Below are 14,871 nucleotides of genomic sequence, written 5' to 3'. Positions count from 1 at the left end.
ACCAACGCGCGAAAGCGCATACCTAACCCCATCATTTAATTGGATTCCAATGCCAAAACGGCACACCAGTCCTCGCCGCGCGAGCCCTGGGACAAAATTTTCAGCGAACGTCCGCTGTCATGCGGGCTAATGGTAATGGTCAGGTCGGGCTTTGGCAAAAAGCCTGCACCCTTCTGGGGCCATTCAATAAGACATAATGCGTCGTCTTCGAAATAGTCGCGGATGCCGAGGTACTCCAGCTCCTCGGGGTCGACCAATCGATACAAGTCAAAATGGAAGGCACGGATGGCGCCGATCTCGTAAGGCTCGACCAGGGTGAAGGTCGGACTTTTTACCGCGCCTGTATGCCCCAGGCCACGGATGATGCCCCGGGACAGCGTGGTTTTCCCCGCGCCCAAATCCCCCTCGAGAAAAATCAGACCGTGCCCTTGGGTGGTTTTGGCGATTCGTGCGCCAAAATCGCTCATGGCCTGTTCATCGGCCAGGTACAGGGTTACTTCAGACACGGTGCTTGCTCCTCCAACAACTGACGAATGGCTGGAATCAGATCACTGGCCGCCAGCCCGCGGCCGAATTTACCTTGTTGCTCACCGGCATTGGCGTGTAGCCAGACCGCCAGGCACGCCGCGCCATACGCGTCCATGCCCTGAGCGAGCAAGGCGCCGACCAGACCGGCCAGCACATCGCCCAAGCCTGCGCTGGCCATGGCCGGATGGCCCTGATGACACAGCGCCAGTCGCCCGTCGGGGCTGGCGATCAAACTGCCAGCCCCCTTGAGAATCACCACCACTGTGTATTTTTTGCTCAATGCATGGGCAGCAGCCGGACGGTCGGCCTGAACGTCGGCCGTCGATATCCCCAACAATCGCGCGGCCTCGCCCGGATGCGGCGTGATGACACTACCCGCGGGCACGCTCACGCCACCTTCGGCCAACAGGTTCAACGCATCGGCGTCCCAGACTTGCGGCAGCGGCGCATTGGCCGCGGCCGACAACAGACTGCGCCCCCAGGCAGCCTGTCCCAGCCCGGGGCCGACGACCAGCACGGTGGCCGTCTCAAGCAGCCCCATCAATTGATTGGCCGACGAAGTGCCAAGCACCATGGCTTCCGGCAAACGCGCCAGAGCGGCCGGAACATGCTCGCTGCGCGTGGCCACGGACACCATGCCGGCACCGCTGCGCAGAGCACTTTGGGCACTGAGCAGGATGGCGCCGCCATAACCGCGATCACCACCGATGAGCAGTACATGGCCGAACTTGCCTTTGTGGGCGGTTCGAGCTCGACCGGCTGGACGCGGCACATTACCTGCCATCAGGCGACGCGCACTAATTTCGGCCCCAATAAACGTCTCGGGGGCGGCCTGCAGATCGTTGAAGACCAGATCGCCCACCACATCCGCCGCGTCACCGGTGAACAGCCCCAGCTTCAAGCCGATGAACGTCACCGTCAGATCGGCTCGAACCGCGATGCCGAGCTGGCGCCCCGTATCGGCGCACAGCCCCGAGGGAATATCCACCGCCGCAACCGGGAGCCCACTGGCATTGATCGCAGCGATGACGCTGGCGAACGGCTCGCGTACCTCACCAGTCAGGCCGGTGCCGAGCAAGGCATCCAGCACGATGCCGCGCAATTCCGAGTGTGCGCTCCAGCTTTGAATGGCGACGCCCTCGGCGACCGCCTCGGCATGGGCCGACGCAGCATCGCCCTGCAAACGCCCAGGATCGCCGGCAACCAACACCCGCACATGCCAGCCGGCCCGTCGGGCCAGCACGGCCACCAGGTAACCGTCACCCGCGTTATTGCCGTGGCCGGCCACCACGCTCAGTTCGTGCCCGGTTGGCCAATGGCGAACCAGCGCACGCCAGGTCGCCCGCGCCGCACGCTGCATCAATTCAAAGCCCGGCGTGCCAGCCGCGATCAGGCTGGCATCGAGCCCTCGGACTTGCGCGGCGCTATACAGCGCGTCGGGTAATTCATCTTTAGTGTGCGGCATGCGTCTTCAGGCTCCGATGTCTGGCAGAATTATACGCATCTCAGCTCCGGTTTCTCTCGCCTCATGCCCGCTATTACTACAGACCTGCCCGCCCTCGCCCAATCCATCAAGGACTGGGGCCGCGAGCTGGGCTTTGCGCAAGTCGGCATTAGCGGCCTCGACCTGGCCGAGCATGAGCAGCACCTGGAGCGCTGGCTCGCGGCCGGCTACCACGGCGAGATGGACTACATGGGCGCCCACGGCAGCAAACGCTCCCATCCGGAAGAACTGGTGCCGGGCACCCTGCGGGTGGTTTCCCTGCGTATGGACTACCTGCCGGGCGACACGCAAATGGCGCAACGGCTGGCCCAACCGGAAAAAGCCTACGTCTCGCGTTATGCCCTGGGCCGCGATTACCACAAATTAATTCGTAAACGCGTGCAACAACTGGCGGAGAAAATTCAGGCGGTGATCGGCCCGTTCGGCTACCGCGCCTTTGTCGACAGCGCCCCGGTGCTGGAAAAGGCCATCGCCGAACAGGCCGGCCTGGGCTGGATCGGCAAAAACACGCTGGTCTTGAATCGCAAGGCCGGCAGCTACTTCTTCCTCAGCGAACTGTTCGTCGATTTGCCGCTGCCGGTGGACCCGCCCCACGCCAGCGAACACTGCGGTCGCTGCACGGCCTGCCTGGACATTTGCCCGACCAACGCCTTCGTCGGCCCGTATGTACTGGACGCCCGGCGCTGCATTTCGTACCTGACCATCGAACTGAAAAGTGCGATTCCCGAAGATTTGCGACCGCTGATCGGCAATCGGGTGTTCGGTTGCGATGACTGCCAGATCGTCTGCCCGTGGAACCGCTTCGCCCGGCCGTCCGGGGAAAGCGACTTCAAACCCCGACATAACCTGGACAACGCCGAACTGGCCGAACTGTTCATGTGGGATGAAGAAAAATTTCTCAGCAGTACCGAGGGCTCGCCGCTCAGACGCGCGGGTTATGAGCGCTGGTTGCGCAATCTGGCGGTCGGCCTGGGCAATGCGCCGTCGAGCATTCCGGTGCTGGAAGCGTTGAAGGCCCGGCGGGACTATCCGTCGGAATTGGTGCGCGAGCACGTCGAATGGGCGCTGAAACAACACGGCATTGTGTGAGCTGCCGCAGGAATCGTGGGGATCAGGCTTCGTCGTTGTAAACAAACTTGGGCATTTCCCAGTGAAAACGGATCGCCAGCAAGCGCAGCAGGAAGCCACCGAACAGGGTGATCAGGATTGCCTGTTCACCGGGTAATTGCAGGTAAATGCAGAGCAGATAGCACCACGCCGCGGCAAACGAGACGCTGGCGTAGAGCTCGCGGCGGAAGATCAGCGGAATGTCGTTGCAGAAGATGTCCCGCAGGATGCCGCCGAACACCCCGGTGATCACCCCGCTGACCGAGGCCACCAGCATGCCGTGGCCCATTTCCAGGGCAATCATGCAGCCGATCAGGGTGAACGCCACCAGCCCCACCGCGTCGAGCACCAAAAATAGCGAACGCAGATGGCGCATCCAGCGGGCGATGAAGATCGTCAGCATCGCCGCGACGGAGGTCAGCACCAGGTATTCCGGGTGTTTGACCCAGGTCAGCGGGTAGTGACCGAGCAACACATCGCGCACCGAACCGCCGCCCAACGCCGTGACGCATGCAATCAGCACAACGCCAAACCAGTCCATGCCGCGACGCCCCGCAGACAAGGCGCCAGTCATGGCTTCGGCGGTAATGGCAATCAGGTAGAGCATCAGCAACATGGTGGCGGTCCTTACAAGAAGGCGCGCAGTCTACTCAGATCGCCGAGGCACCAAAAGGGGGCAAGTTCCATCGCCACAAAAGCGCCCTCTATTCCCCATCAGAACTTGATGAAGTTCTTGCGATAGTGCTGCAGCTCGGCGATCGATTCGCGGATGTCGTCCAGGGCCAGGTGGGTGCTGCCCTTTTTGAAGCTGTCGCGCACGTCCGGCGCCCAGCGCGCGGCCAACTCTTTGAGGGTCGACACGTCGAGGTTGCGGTAGTGGAAGTAGCTTTCCAGGGATTTCATGTGGGTATAAAGGAAGCGACGGTCCTGGCAGATGCTGTTGCCACAGATCGGCGACTTGCCCTTTGGCACCCATTTTTCCAGGAAGGCAATGGTCTGGGCTTCGGCTTCGGCCATGCTGATGCGGCTATCGCGAACCCGCTGGGTCAGGCCGGAGCCGCCGTGCTGACGGGTGTTCCACTCGTCCATGCCGGCGAGGATCTCGTCGCTATGGTGGATAGCGATCACCGGACCTTCGGCCAGGGTGTTCAAATTACTGTCGGTAACGATAGTGGCCATCTCGATGATGACATCGGTATCAGGGTTAAGACCGGTCATTTCCAGGTCGATCCAGATCAGATTCTGCGGGTTTTGCATTGTGTCGACTCCTAGGCAATGATGCGCAGTTTAGCCTAGGCCGGCGGCCGGGCGTGCTAAACTCGCGGCCGTTTTACCTAATCGCTGCATTCTCGATACGGAACACCCATGGCCAAACGCCAACTCAATCGTCGTCAAAACTGGCGCATCGAAAAGATTCAGGGCGAGCGCGCTGCCCGCGCCGCCAAACGCGAGTCCTCGGCTGTCGAGGCACTCGAAGGTGGCGACCTGGGGCCTGAACAGCATGGCCTGGTGATCGCGCACTTCGGTGTACAGGTCGAAGTCGAGGCCCTCGATGGCGAATTGGCTGGCCAGGTATTCCGCTGTCACTTGCGCGCCAACCTGCCAGCGCTGGTGACCGGCGACCAGGTCGTGTGGCGTGCCGGCAACCAGGGCATCGGCGTGATCGTGGCGCAACTGCCGCGTAACACCGAACTCTGCCGCCCTGACAGCCGCGGCCAGCTCAAGCCGGTGGCGGCTAACGTCGACCTGATCGTCATTGTCTTCGCCCCATTGCCCGAGCCTCACGCCAACCTGATCGACCGTTACCTTGTCGCGGCAGAACACGCAGGCATTCGGCCGTTGCTGCTGCTGAACAAATTCGACCTGATCGACGAGCAGAACGCCCCGGCGCTGAATGCCTTGCTGGCGGTTTACCGCACCCTGGGTTACCCGGTGCTGGAAGTGTCGGCCCACCACGGCAACGGCATGGAGCAACTTCAAAAACTGTTGGACGGGCACATCAGCGTGTTCGTCGGCCAGTCCGGCGTCGGCAAGTCGTCGCTGGTCAACAGCCTGCTGCCGGAAGTCGATACCCGCGTCGGCCCGCTGTCCGAGCTGTCGGGCCAGGGCACTCACACCACCACCACCGCGCGATTGTTCCACTTCCCCGGCGGCGGTGAGCTGATCGACTCCCCGGGCATTCGCGAATTCGGCCTGGGCCACGTCAGCCGCGCCGACGTCGAAGCTGGTTTCATCGAGTTCAACGACCTGCTCGGCACCTGCCGCTTCCGCGACTGCAAACACGACCGCGAGCCGGGTTGCGCCTTACTCAAGGCCTTGGAAGACGGCCGCGTTCAGCAGCAGCGGATGAACAGTTATCGCTCGATCATCGCCAGTTTGCCGGAAAGCAGCTACTAAGTAGTCCTGATCATTTTCGTGACGCTACGAAAATGATCAGCAGCCTGCAGAGACAAAAAAGCCGCGAATATCGCGGCTTTCTCATTTTCAGCGTACAGCTTTTTCCAGCTTCCAGCCCAGCGCATCCAAGGCGTCACAGCCGTCCTGAATCAACACGTGTGCCGCGTTGGCGAAATGCTCCAGGTCATGACCTTCGGCGTCTTTGATGCACAGGCGGGTGATGCTGTTGAGCAGATTGCGCGCAGCTTTGATTCGGTGAGTAGCGGTTTCGAGGAGATCCGAGACTTTGGCTTCGGTGTCGATGTACAGCGTCGGGCCGATGCTGAAATTGCCTTGCAGAGGATGGTACTGGGTCATGTTTCTATCTCATCTGATAAGTGAAACTCCCACCCTTCCGCGGCTAAACGAATTGGGGTGGTAGCTGTACGCGGGTTAGCCGACCGGACAGATGCACCCGGCACACCCGAAGGTGTCCCACGCACAGCCACCATAGACATGCAGATGTCAGGCAGCAAAAAGCGCCGCGATTATACGGGCGCTTGTGCATCATCTGTTACGACCGGCTAAAGTCGATCACCGATTCATCGGCGACGGACGAACTATAGGCGAGGTTCCGGCGAAGTAAAACCCGGTTTATGGGTCTCGGAGCCGTCCTACACCATTCTCCGAACAGTCCTCATTCCTTGATTTTTATCGCCGGTGGCTCAGTCCCATTGTGGGTATAAATCAACTCGCCTTCGATAGGTCAACACCTTGCTCGTGCTCCAGATCAACAAGGCGTGTGATGGGGCCATTTGCTTTCAGGCGTTCAGTGACAACTTTTGGCCACAGGTTGCGAGAGCGGCGCTTGGCGAGGCTGTAGGTGAGTTCCTGAATGCGAAACCATGGATAAAAGAGAAAAGTCAGAACGAGCATGACCACATCGCTGCCGCCCAAGTAGTTCCTCCCGCCACTTTCCATCCTTCTTTTTTTTATGTCGTTGAAGGTGTCCTTGAACCATCCGCTCATGTTTGGCTGCACCGCCAGTTGGCTTTTTACGAAAGCATCCGACTCACTGTGATTACCCTGCTCGTCGAAATACGGACCATTGTTCATGTAAGAGCGGATGTATTCCCAAAAGCCTTTCTGCATCGCCAATGATTTTCCGAAGGGAGGGCCGAGACTGACCATCAATGCAACTTCCGGTTTTTCAAACTGCCACATGCGTATTTCCAGCGAGGCACTTTGCATGCCGCCAATGTGGGTGCCAACGAGCTGGTATTCATTAGCCACGGCGGTTATGCCATCCCATGGAGAGTGGAGCAGTTCACCTTCGTGGTCGAAATACACTTCGCGAGTGCGGCGATTGAACAGGATGGGCAACGGTAAGGGACGAAGGGTTTCCCAAAAAAAAGGAACAAGGAAAAAAGCTGCAGACATGATCAGGCCCATCGGAACGCTTTCCCACTTTCCATTGATCATTAACAAAAAAGCCATTCCTAGCCCACCCAACCCTATCCACCCGCCAAGCCCCGTAAATTGACCCCTATCCGAATCTCCGCCTGCCTGCAAAGCCAAATAGTGTTCAGTGTGCTCATCAGTAATGAACAGCTCCATTGGCTGCTCACCAGTGGGCTTATCCGCTTCCAGCAGTACAGTGGGGATAGCGCTGTATCGCGGCTGTTCCAGCGTTTTCATATCCATGCCCAGTCCTTGATTTTTACCGCCGGCAGCGTCAGTCCTTCACGCGGCGAATAGATCAATTCACCCTCAATGCTCCACAAATCCCGCACGCCGTCCTCATGGTAGACGCGTCGGTATGGGGTTATGCCGGCTTGTACAGTAATCCGACTGCCGCTATGCCGATCAAAACTTTCACCTGTCCATTCGACCTTTTTGACCCGCTCGGGGTGATATCCGAGTGTATCGCGCCAGACTTCATGGCCCTTGAAGTGGATCATCCCATTCGTCATCTGAATGTTTTCCCCCGGCAGGTTCAGCATCAAGTAGGTGGAGGTGACTTGCCCTTGATAGGGGTGCAACTCTCTCAGTCGGAAGACTTCAAAACTGACGGGAAACAGAATGGGATATAGACGTTCCATTGACAGGGTGTAGTTATTTGACCAACCGCTGTCCGGACGGATACCGAAATGACTGTTTTTTGCCCATTTTTCCAGCGGTGAGTCAGTCGTATAGAGCCGGGCAATGACCCCGCCTACAATCACCACCGCGAGCCCCAAAAGCTTGACGCCCAAGTGAGGCACGACATCCAGTCCTTTAGAAATAGCCGCCACATCCCCTGCTATCACGGCCGCTCGCGCAATGCGCAGTGCTCGAAACGCTTGAGCCTGGAGCCTGATACTCGCCACCGAAGCCCCGATAAGTCCCAGACTAGCGGAGAAGGTATCGAAGTCACCTGACTGGAACGCTTCAAAGGCTTCGAAACCATAAACCACCACATCAAAACAGAGGAAAGCTGATTGCAACAAAGAAGAACCTGCGGCCATTCCCATGGCTCGAACTAACGCGAGCCTCACTGGAATAGAGTTTTTGCCGCCCTGGCTAATAGCAGAAGTCCAGTTAACCTCTGCTACCCGCTGACCAACTGCCGCGCCTGCTGCTCCAACTCCAGCCAAAGCGCCGAAAGCACCAACCCATTTTTTGGTAGTTCCGCTATCTACTAACTGATCCATTGACCAATAAAAATTCAGCCCCGCCATAAACGTCACCAAAACCTTGATCGGCGCTTTATCCCAAGACCCTTTCAGATCCAGCACGCTACTCAAGTCCATTCCTGATGCCAGATTCACCGGCAACGGTGGCAATTTGGTGCTGGCCGGCACCAGATGCATAAACGGCACGCTCTGCCCCACCGCCCCGACCAGCGGAGCGACACTCAAATGGGCTGGCGCCGTTGGGCGCGTTCCCATCAAGTCGCTATACCACTCGCCCAACTGACGCGACGTAACGCCCAAGGTCTGGATGCGCTGGTCGCTACGGGCCAGGGCCGCAGCCATGTACAAACTCCCCGCTGTGCTGGCCGAATTTTGCGCCTGATGCAGTTGCAATCCGGCCATCGGAGCGATGGCCAGAAACAAGGCCTCCACGCCCGCCGCTGGATTGTGATGCTTCAGTTTGTCGGCGGTCTTGTTCAGTGCGTCGGCATAGCCGAAAGCGCTGGCGAGCTTGCTAGCACCTTCCTGCAACGCCGTCGTGTTGTCGTTGAACGCATCGCCCAGATCGACGAGGTATTTGATCTCGCCTTTGCCAAGCCGTGCGGGTAATCCGAGCAAAGCCCAAAGCAGCCAGGGTTTACCCGGCGAGTTGCCGTCCAGATTCTGGGTAATTGCCTGAGCGCCGATGCTGGTCGTGGCCGGCCCGAGGCAAGCCGCCGCGAAATGCAATTCCAATGCCTCACGGGCAATGGGTTGGGTAATGTCGAAATGGCCGCAAGCCGTGTCCATGCTCGAAGGGCCGACCACTTGCAGAGTGTTGAACCACGCCACCCAGAGTTGGGCCAGACGCCGTAGGTCGGCGGTATATCGGTCGTTCTGGGTCTCCTGATCTTTCCACGCCCGCTGGAGCTCGTCATAGCGGGTAATGGATGGCAGTTGTGCCCTCAGTTGACGATCGCCTTCGCTCAGTGACTTGATGACACTGGCCATCGCCCACTCTTCAGCGTGATGTTCCTGGTAACTGTCAAACGCTTCTTTACGCACACGCATCAGCGCGGCAAGGTCGAGCAGCACGCCCCAGGCGTCATCAATGACCGCGTAGGTTTGTTGCTCGCAAGCCTTCATCTGCTTTAGCACTTTCAACCAGTCGGGTGCGTGCTCCGTCTCGGGCTCCGCGCTCCAGCCATAGCTCGTCGCATCGTTGTATTCGCCAATTAGCTTGGTGATGGTGTCAACCTTGCCACTGAACGGCGCAACACCCGGAACAAAACTGCGCATGATGCGTTGACGCACCGTTGGGTCTTTTCTGGCGGCCTGGTATTGCGCATCACTCCAGCGAACGGGCGACCAGACCAATCCGGCAGGGTCGCCGGCTCTTAACACCAGGTGGGGTTTGCCCCGGGTGTCGATTACCCGGCCCGCACGCGGGGTTTGGGTCAGCTGAGCTTTATCGACCTGATACTCCACCAACTTGGGTGGACTGCTCTCCCAGACGTAAAGCCAACCGTCGCGCAACAGACGCGAGGTGTAGCTTAATGAATGCCCGGTCAAGTCCGGATGACGAGGCCCAAACTCGGGAAACGAGCCGCTCAACGCCGGCAAGTCGTAGGCATCGGTATCGGCCGCAACGGTTGGGCCGAGGGCGTATCGCAGGGGCAAAACGGCAACGAACAACGGGCACGTTCCAACGCGGATTTTACTCTGGGCACTCATGCATTTTTCTCCGGGTTGGCTGGAAGGCTCAGTGCATGCAGAAGCAGTTCAGGCAGGGTGATTTGCGCGACAAGACCTTTATTGGCCGGTGCTGAGTCGAATTCAGGGGTCTGGTTTTCCCATGCGCACACTGTCGCGTTGCCATGGCGTAGCCAGACGCTTTCCACGCCGTACCAAAAGCCTGTTGGCCATTGCATGCCGGCCAACCAAGCGCGCCGCAGAACCGAGCCATCTGCCAGTCGCAGCCATAGCTCTCGCTGGTGTTCATCAAAAATGCGAAGGCGACGTTGCAAGATCGGGAGCAATTGCTGAGCGCTCAGTGGAGAAGCCAGCCAAACACCGTGTTGCAAATCAGTGCCGCTCCGCCACGCGGCATACGATGCGCTACCAAGCGAGGCGTTCAGCAGAAAAGGCCCCGCTGCGCCAATCGGCTCGTAGGCGGTCCCCTTGAAAAGCGATTGAGGAGCGTCTGCGCCGTAGTGCTGGTGAAGCCAATCGATAGCGTCTTCATACTGAGCACCATCAAGCAAGAGCAGTCCTTTGTTCGGGGTGACCGGGGTCATGCTTCACCCCTCTCGGCTTCCTGGGATTCCTGGGCGACGTTGCATACCGGACAAACACCGGAATCGGCCTCGCGAAAGACGATGTTCTGTTTGAGTAGCGCTTCCATGGGAAGGGTGTCGATAACCACAGCTTCGGCGGCTTGGGGAGTTGCTGACAGTGCCGCCTGCCCGGGTAGGCCAGTTAGCGGTGAACCACCCACGACAATGGCCACGCTGCTGAAGATCCCGCTTGCGTTGATGATGATGTGGTGACCGCCACATTCCCACGTCAAGCTCTGGTCACCCTTTATCACCACATTGGCGGCAGTGACATGAGCGTGCGGTCCAGCCTGAATCACCAGCGTGCCATCCGCTGTTGTGCTGCTGTTGCCGGTAATAGAGATCACCTCGTTGCCGCCGATCACTGTGTTGCGAGCACCTTGGGTGGTGTGCAATTCGTCGCCCTTGATCAGACTGGCGCTGTTGTGGTCCACCTGTTCAAAGCGGTCGTTGTTGATCAGGCTGTGGCTGTCGCGAGTAATCTGTTCACGGCGGTCGTTGCCAATTTTGGTATCGCTGTCATTGAGGATCAGTTGTTCCAGGTCGCGTTCGGCCCGCAGGTAGATTTGTTCCTGCCCGGCGCGGTCTTCAATCGACAGTTCGTTGTAACCCCCGGTTTGCGGGGAGCTGTGGCTGCGCAATACAGTTTTGGTCTTGTGCTCGGGCAAGGGATAGGGCACCGCATTAACTTTGTTCGGCACGCACCCGGTAATGAGCGGATTATCGGGATTGCCGTCCAGAAAGGTGACGGCGACTTCCATGCCGACACGCGGAATGGTCATCGCACCAAAATTTTTACCTGCCCAGTGGGTAGATACCCGCAGCCAGCAGCTGCTTTTTTCACTGTTGAGTTCGGCCCGGTCCCAAGGGAACTCGACTTTGACGCGACCATACTCATCGCAATAGATTTCTTCGCCAACAGGCCCGGTGACGCGGGCGGTCTGGCTGACCAACGCCGGTCTTTGTGCAGGCATCGGCGGCCGGTAAAACACATCCCATGGAATGACGCTGAAGCTGTTGCGGTAACCCTGGGTGAAGCCGTCCTCGGGTTTGGTGTCGCTATTGATTGTCTCTTCCAGTGACTGAGGCTGCTTCCCAGCGTGCGTCACACTGAGCAGCAGCCACAAATCGTTGCAAGTTTTATCCGGGTGTTCCGTCAGGTCGAAGAAGTGACCGCTGCGCAGGCTTGGCTGATCGCTTTTACCCTCGCCCAACTGGTAATCGGCACGGTGCCGTTCCAAGGCCTGGCGGGCCAGCTGTTTGCCGCGCTTTTCGTTCTCGATAAAAACTGGATAGCGATAGTCTTCAAGCTCAGGGTGAAACTCAGCGGTGAAGCGGCTTTCCAGCAACAGACTCGGGCGCTGGAAGTCGTAATGCCGACGCGTGGTGGTGCTGGGGCGGGTGCTGAAACGCGTGGAGAACTGGCTGACCACCGGGTGCTCGGCCACCATGCCGGAGTTTTGCCGATAGGGGGTTGTACCCAGTTTGGGAAACCAGGTCTGGTCGTCGGTGAACACCAGCACATGGCCTTCCGGCGAATGCTGGTGATGCCAGGCGATACCGTCCTCGGCGCACAAGCGCTGGACGAATTCGAAATCACTTTCCCCGTACTGGGTGCAGTATTGGCGCGCGGGGCTGGTGCTGACATGGAAGGTAAACGCATCAGCCTGAATGCCGTGACCGTTGAGCACCTGAGCGATAATTTTCGGGACCGTCAGGTTCTGGAAAATCCGCTGATTGTGGCTGAACTGCAGGTAGTGCAGCGTCGGCACGAGGGTCAGGTGATAACGGGTCAGGCGTTCGCCGGCTTCCCCCCTGAACGCATCTTCGATACGACCGTGAAGACCTTCCCCGTTGAGGCCGAACTGGAGAAAAGCGGGCTGGCTGAGCAGGCTCTCTAGATCGAAAGCAGAGTGTTCACTGACCAGTTCAATCTGGATCGCATACAAGGCACTGATTGCCTCAGTACCTTCAAAGGCGAGGACTTTGAAATCGTTACGAACAGTCGGGATCAGTATCGCGAAGTGAACAGCATTGGCGGGTGCGAACATGCGCTTATCCTTTTGCTTTTCCGTGGCTCGTCCTTAAGCCGAATGAGGATACGAATCGCGACGCCCGTGCCATCCCCGGCGTGAGCAAACGCAAACTGCCGAACACGCTAACAAGGGGGAAAAAGGATTTATGTAGGAAGCATCTTGATATCCCATCCGAACCTTCTGACGTTTCAGAATGTTACGTCTGCGAACGAGGGGGGAGTGAATACTGATGTGGAGTAGCGTGCAGGCACAAAAAAGCCGACATCACTGTCGGCTTTTCTGTGCTCACTACTTGGCTGGCACCGCCGGCTTCGGCGCCGGATCATCAAACAGATTCAAACGCTCGCGAAGCTCATGGGCCGGCAGCGGTTCCTTATCCGCCGGCAAGGCATTCGGATCGGCGGGCGGCGTAGGCACTTCGCCCGGCCCGCCCAGCCCTTGCGTCGGCACTGGCGCCGGTTCGGCACCTTGTTCGCCTTCGATGGCACGCTGGGCTTTTTTGGTCAGCACCACGATGTCGATGCGGCGGTTGACCGGGTTGAACGGGTTCTCCCGGTCGAACAGCGCCGACGAGGCATAGCCCACGACGCGCGCCACCTGAGCGTCCGGATAGCTGCCGGCGACCAACGCACGACGAGCCGCGTTGGCGCGGTTGGCCGAGAGTTCCCAGTTGCCGAAATCGCCGGTGCCCGAGTACGGCTTGGCATCGGTGTGGCCGCTGATGCTGATCTTGTTCGGCACCGCTTTGATGGTGTCGGCCATGGCCAGCAGGATGTCTTCGAAGTACGGCTTCAGGCGCGCACTGCCGGAGTCGAACATCGGGCGGTTTTCGGCGTCCATGATCTGGATGCGCAAACCGTCCTGGGTAATTTCGAAGAGGATCTGGTCCTTGAATTTCTGCAACTGCGGGTTTTCATCGACCTTGTTCTGCAACTCTTGCAGCAACAATTCCAGGCGCTCCTTCTCGACCAGCTCGGCCATGCCTTCGACCTGTTCGGCGTCGACCGTCACCTTGTCCGGCTGAGGCTGGGATTTCACCTCGGGGTTGAGGGTGCTCTCCGGCGCCAGGGTCGGCGAGCCGCCCAGATCGATGATGTACGGCGTGCCGCTTTCGGTAAAACCGACCGGGTCCTTGAAGTAACCGGCGATGGCGATCTTCTGCTCCGGCGTTGCCGTGGACAACAGCCACAGCACCAGGAAGAACGCCATCATCGCCGTTGCGAAGTCCGCGAAGGCGATTTTCCAGGAGCCCCCGTGATGCCCGCCCGCGTATTTCTTTACGCGCTTGATGATTATCGGCTGGTTATTTTCCATGACTTAGCGACCGCGAACCGCTTGTTCCAGCTCAGCGAAGCTAGGGCGGTGCGCCGGGTACAGAACCTTGCGGCCGAATTCCACCGCCAGCGATGGCGGCATGCCGGAAGCCGAAGCCACCAGCGAGGCCTTGATGGCTTCGTAGACGTTCAGTTCTTCCTTGGCATCGTGGCCCAGGGCATGGGCCAACGGACCAAAGAAACCGTAGGCGGCGAGAATACCGAAGAAGGTACCTACCAGCGCCGCACCGACGTGCAGGCCGATCATTTTCTGGTCGCTTTCACCCAACGAAGCCATGGTCACCACGATACCCAATACCGCCGCGACGATACCGAAACCGGGCATGGCATCGGCGATGCCGTTGACGGCGTGGGAGGGGTGATCCAGGTCTTCCTTGAGACTGGTCAGCTCCATGTCGAACAGGCCTTCAAGCTCATGGGGAGCCATGTTGCCGGAGGACATGATGCGCAGGTAATCGCAGATGTACGCGGTCATGCGTTCATCTTTCAGAACCGCCGGGTACTTGGCGAAGATCGGGCTCGCGGCGGCATCTTCGATGTCGCCTTCGATCGCCATCATGCCTTCGCGACGGCTCTTGTTGAGGATCTCGTAAATCAGCCCCAGCACTTCCAGGTAGAACGTGTGGTTGAAACGCGAAGTGAACATGCCCAAGGCTTTTTTGAGCACATGCATCGTCATGTGGCCGGGGTTGGCCTGCAGGAACGCGCCAAGGGCGGCGCCACCAATAATCATCACCTCGAAAGGCTGGATGAGGGCAGCAATTTTGCCGTGGGAAAGCACGTATCCGCCGAGCACGCTCGCGAATACGACGATGATGCCGATAATTTTAGCCATAGGTAGGAGAGCACTTACTGAGTCGGGTTCAAGGTCATATTCGGAAGTTAAAAAATCTCTTCTTCTACTTATCGGCAAAACTGCGCCAGACTATAGCCAGTTCAGGCGAAAAGCTAATTTGACCCGCGCAGGGATAGGTAAAGCAGACGATGATCGCGTCC

At 58.8% G+C, this 14,871-nt stretch carries 13 protein-coding genes; 2 read left to right on the top strand and 11 right to left on the bottom strand.

Annotation, left to right across the window (positions count from 1 at the left end; translation table 11 throughout):
- Positions 1-35: 35 nt before the first annotated feature.
- Both tsaE and HCU66_RS05720 read right to left on the bottom strand, forming a co-directional pair.
- Complete coding sequence (tsaE, locus tag HCU66_RS05725) at positions 36-506, bottom strand: tRNA (adenosine(37)-N6)-threonylcarbamoyltransferase complex ATPase subunit type 1 TsaE (protein ID WP_205887566.1); 471 nt, start codon at positions 504-506, stop codon at positions 36-38.
- A complete protein-coding gene (locus HCU66_RS05720) occupies positions 494-1,993 on the bottom strand; it encodes an NAD(P)H-hydrate dehydratase (protein WP_205887565.1) in 1,500 nt (499 codons plus the stop codon). Before HCU66_RS05720 ends, tsaE begins: the two co-directional genes overlap by 13 nt.
- Before the next feature lie 63 nt (positions 1,994-2,056).
- Here HCU66_RS05720 and queG point away from each other — a divergent pair, with 63 nt between their 5' ends.
- Positions 2,057-3,121 (top strand): tRNA epoxyqueuosine(34) reductase QueG, encoded by a 1,065-nt coding sequence (gene queG / locus HCU66_RS05715; RefSeq protein WP_205887564.1) that lies wholly within the window; start codon positions 2,057-2,059, stop codon positions 3,119-3,121.
- 22 nt (positions 3,122-3,143) lie between these two features.
- Here queG and HCU66_RS05710 read toward each other — a convergent pair whose 3' ends face one another.
- Together HCU66_RS05710 and orn are read right to left on the bottom strand one after the other, a co-directional pair.
- Positions 3,144-3,755 (bottom strand): trimeric intracellular cation channel family protein, encoded by a 612-nt coding sequence (locus HCU66_RS05710; RefSeq protein WP_205887563.1) that lies wholly within the window; start codon positions 3,753-3,755, stop codon positions 3,144-3,146.
- 98 nt (positions 3,756-3,853) lie between these two features.
- Positions 3,854-4,396: an oligoribonuclease gene (gene orn / locus HCU66_RS05705; RefSeq protein WP_018928509.1), complete on the bottom strand. Its 543-nt coding sequence runs from the start codon at positions 4,394-4,396 to the stop codon at positions 3,854-3,856.
- 108 nt (positions 4,397-4,504) lie between these two features.
- Between orn and rsgA the strand changes: the two genes are divergently transcribed.
- A complete protein-coding gene (gene rsgA, locus HCU66_RS05700) occupies positions 4,505-5,536 on the top strand; it encodes a small ribosomal subunit biogenesis GTPase RsgA (protein ID WP_205887562.1) in 1,032 nt (343 codons plus the stop codon).
- 87 nt (positions 5,537-5,623) lie between these two features.
- Here the strand turns inward: rsgA and HCU66_RS05695 are convergent, their stop codons facing one another.
- The 7 genes from HCU66_RS05695 to motA all read right to left on the bottom strand — a co-directional run bounded on the left by HCU66_RS05695 (position 5,624) and on the right by motA (position 14,710).
- Positions 5,624-5,893, bottom strand: coding sequence for a hypothetical protein (locus tag HCU66_RS05695; RefSeq protein WP_205887561.1), 270 nt, complete (start codon positions 5,891-5,893; stop codon positions 5,624-5,626).
- A 369-nt stretch (positions 5,894-6,262) separates the two neighbouring features.
- Positions 6,263-7,219: a hypothetical protein gene (locus HCU66_RS05690; RefSeq protein ID WP_205887560.1), complete on the bottom strand. Its 957-nt coding sequence runs from the start codon at positions 7,217-7,219 to the stop codon at positions 6,263-6,265.
- Complete coding sequence (locus HCU66_RS05685; RefSeq protein ID WP_205887559.1) at positions 7,210-9,903, bottom strand: toxin VasX; 2,694 nt, start codon at positions 9,901-9,903, stop codon at positions 7,210-7,212. Before HCU66_RS05685 ends, HCU66_RS05690 begins: the two co-directional genes overlap by 10 nt.
- Positions 9,900-10,466 carry a DUF4123 domain-containing protein gene (locus HCU66_RS05680; RefSeq protein ID WP_205887558.1) on the bottom strand — a complete coding sequence of 189 codons (567 nt, stop codon included), beginning with the start codon at positions 10,464-10,466 and terminating at the stop codon, positions 9,900-9,902. Before HCU66_RS05680 ends, HCU66_RS05685 begins: the two co-directional genes overlap by 4 nt.
- On the bottom strand, positions 10,463-12,556 hold the full coding sequence (locus HCU66_RS05675) for a type VI secretion system Vgr family protein (RefSeq protein ID WP_205887557.1): 2,094 nt from the start codon (positions 12,554-12,556) through the stop codon (positions 10,463-10,465). Before HCU66_RS05675 ends, HCU66_RS05680 begins: the two co-directional genes overlap by 4 nt.
- A gap of 273 nt (positions 12,557-12,829) precedes the next feature.
- On the bottom strand, positions 12,830-13,855 hold the full coding sequence (gene motB, locus HCU66_RS05670) for a flagellar motor protein MotB (protein ID WP_205887556.1): 1,026 nt from the start codon (positions 13,853-13,855) through the stop codon (positions 12,830-12,832).
- A 3-nt stretch (positions 13,856-13,858) separates the two neighbouring features.
- On the bottom strand, positions 13,859-14,710 hold the full coding sequence (gene motA / locus HCU66_RS05665) for a flagellar motor stator protein MotA (protein ID WP_205887555.1): 852 nt from the start codon (positions 14,708-14,710) through the stop codon (positions 13,859-13,861).
- Between the last annotated feature and the right edge of the window lie 161 nt (positions 14,711-14,871).

The sequence above is a fragment of the Pseudomonas frederiksbergensis genome (genome assembly GCF_017114915.1).
In the GTDB taxonomy this organism is placed as follows: domain Bacteria; phylum Pseudomonadota; class Gammaproteobacteria; order Pseudomonadales; family Pseudomonadaceae; genus Aquipseudomonas; species Aquipseudomonas frederiksbergensis_I.
The sequence above is the reverse complement of the archived record's forward strand: the minus strand, read 5'-3'. Positions and strand labels throughout refer to the sequence as shown.

Coding starts and splice junctions, on each gene's coding strand:
- HCU66_RS05720 (WP_205887565.1), bottom strand. CDS start 1,993: ATGCCGCACACTAAAGATGAATTACCCGACGCGCTGTATAGCGCCGCG.
- queG (WP_205887564.1), top strand. CDS start 2,057: ATGCCCGCTATTACTACAGACCTGCCCGCCCTCGCCCAATCCATCAAG.
- HCU66_RS05710 (WP_205887563.1), bottom strand. CDS start 3,755: ATGTTGCTGATGCTCTACCTGATTGCCATTACCGCCGAAGCCATGACT.
- orn (WP_018928509.1), bottom strand. CDS start 4,396: ATGCAAAACCCGCAGAATCTGATCTGGATCGACCTGGAAATGACCGGT.
- rsgA (WP_205887562.1), top strand. CDS start 4,505: ATGGCCAAACGCCAACTCAATCGTCGTCAAAACTGGCGCATCGAAAAG.
- HCU66_RS05695 (WP_205887561.1), bottom strand. CDS start 5,893: ATGACCCAGTACCATCCTCTGCAAGGCAATTTCAGCATCGGCCCGACG.
- HCU66_RS05690 (WP_205887560.1), bottom strand. CDS start 7,219: ATGGATATGAAAACGCTGGAACAGCCGCGATACAGCGCTATCCCCACT.
- HCU66_RS05685 (WP_205887559.1), bottom strand. CDS start 9,903: ATGAGTGCCCAGAGTAAAATCCGCGTTGGAACGTGCCCGTTGTTCGTT.
- HCU66_RS05680 (WP_205887558.1), bottom strand. CDS start 10,466: ATGACCCCGGTCACCCCGAACAAAGGACTGCTCTTGCTTGATGGTGCT.
- HCU66_RS05675 (WP_205887557.1), bottom strand. CDS start 12,556: ATGTTCGCACCCGCCAATGCTGTTCACTTCGCGATACTGATCCCGACT.
- motB (WP_205887556.1), bottom strand. CDS start 13,855: ATGGAAAATAACCAGCCGATAATCATCAAGCGCGTAAAGAAATACGCG.
- motA (WP_205887555.1), bottom strand. CDS start 14,710: ATGGCTAAAATTATCGGCATCATCGTCGTATTCGCGAGCGTGCTCGGC.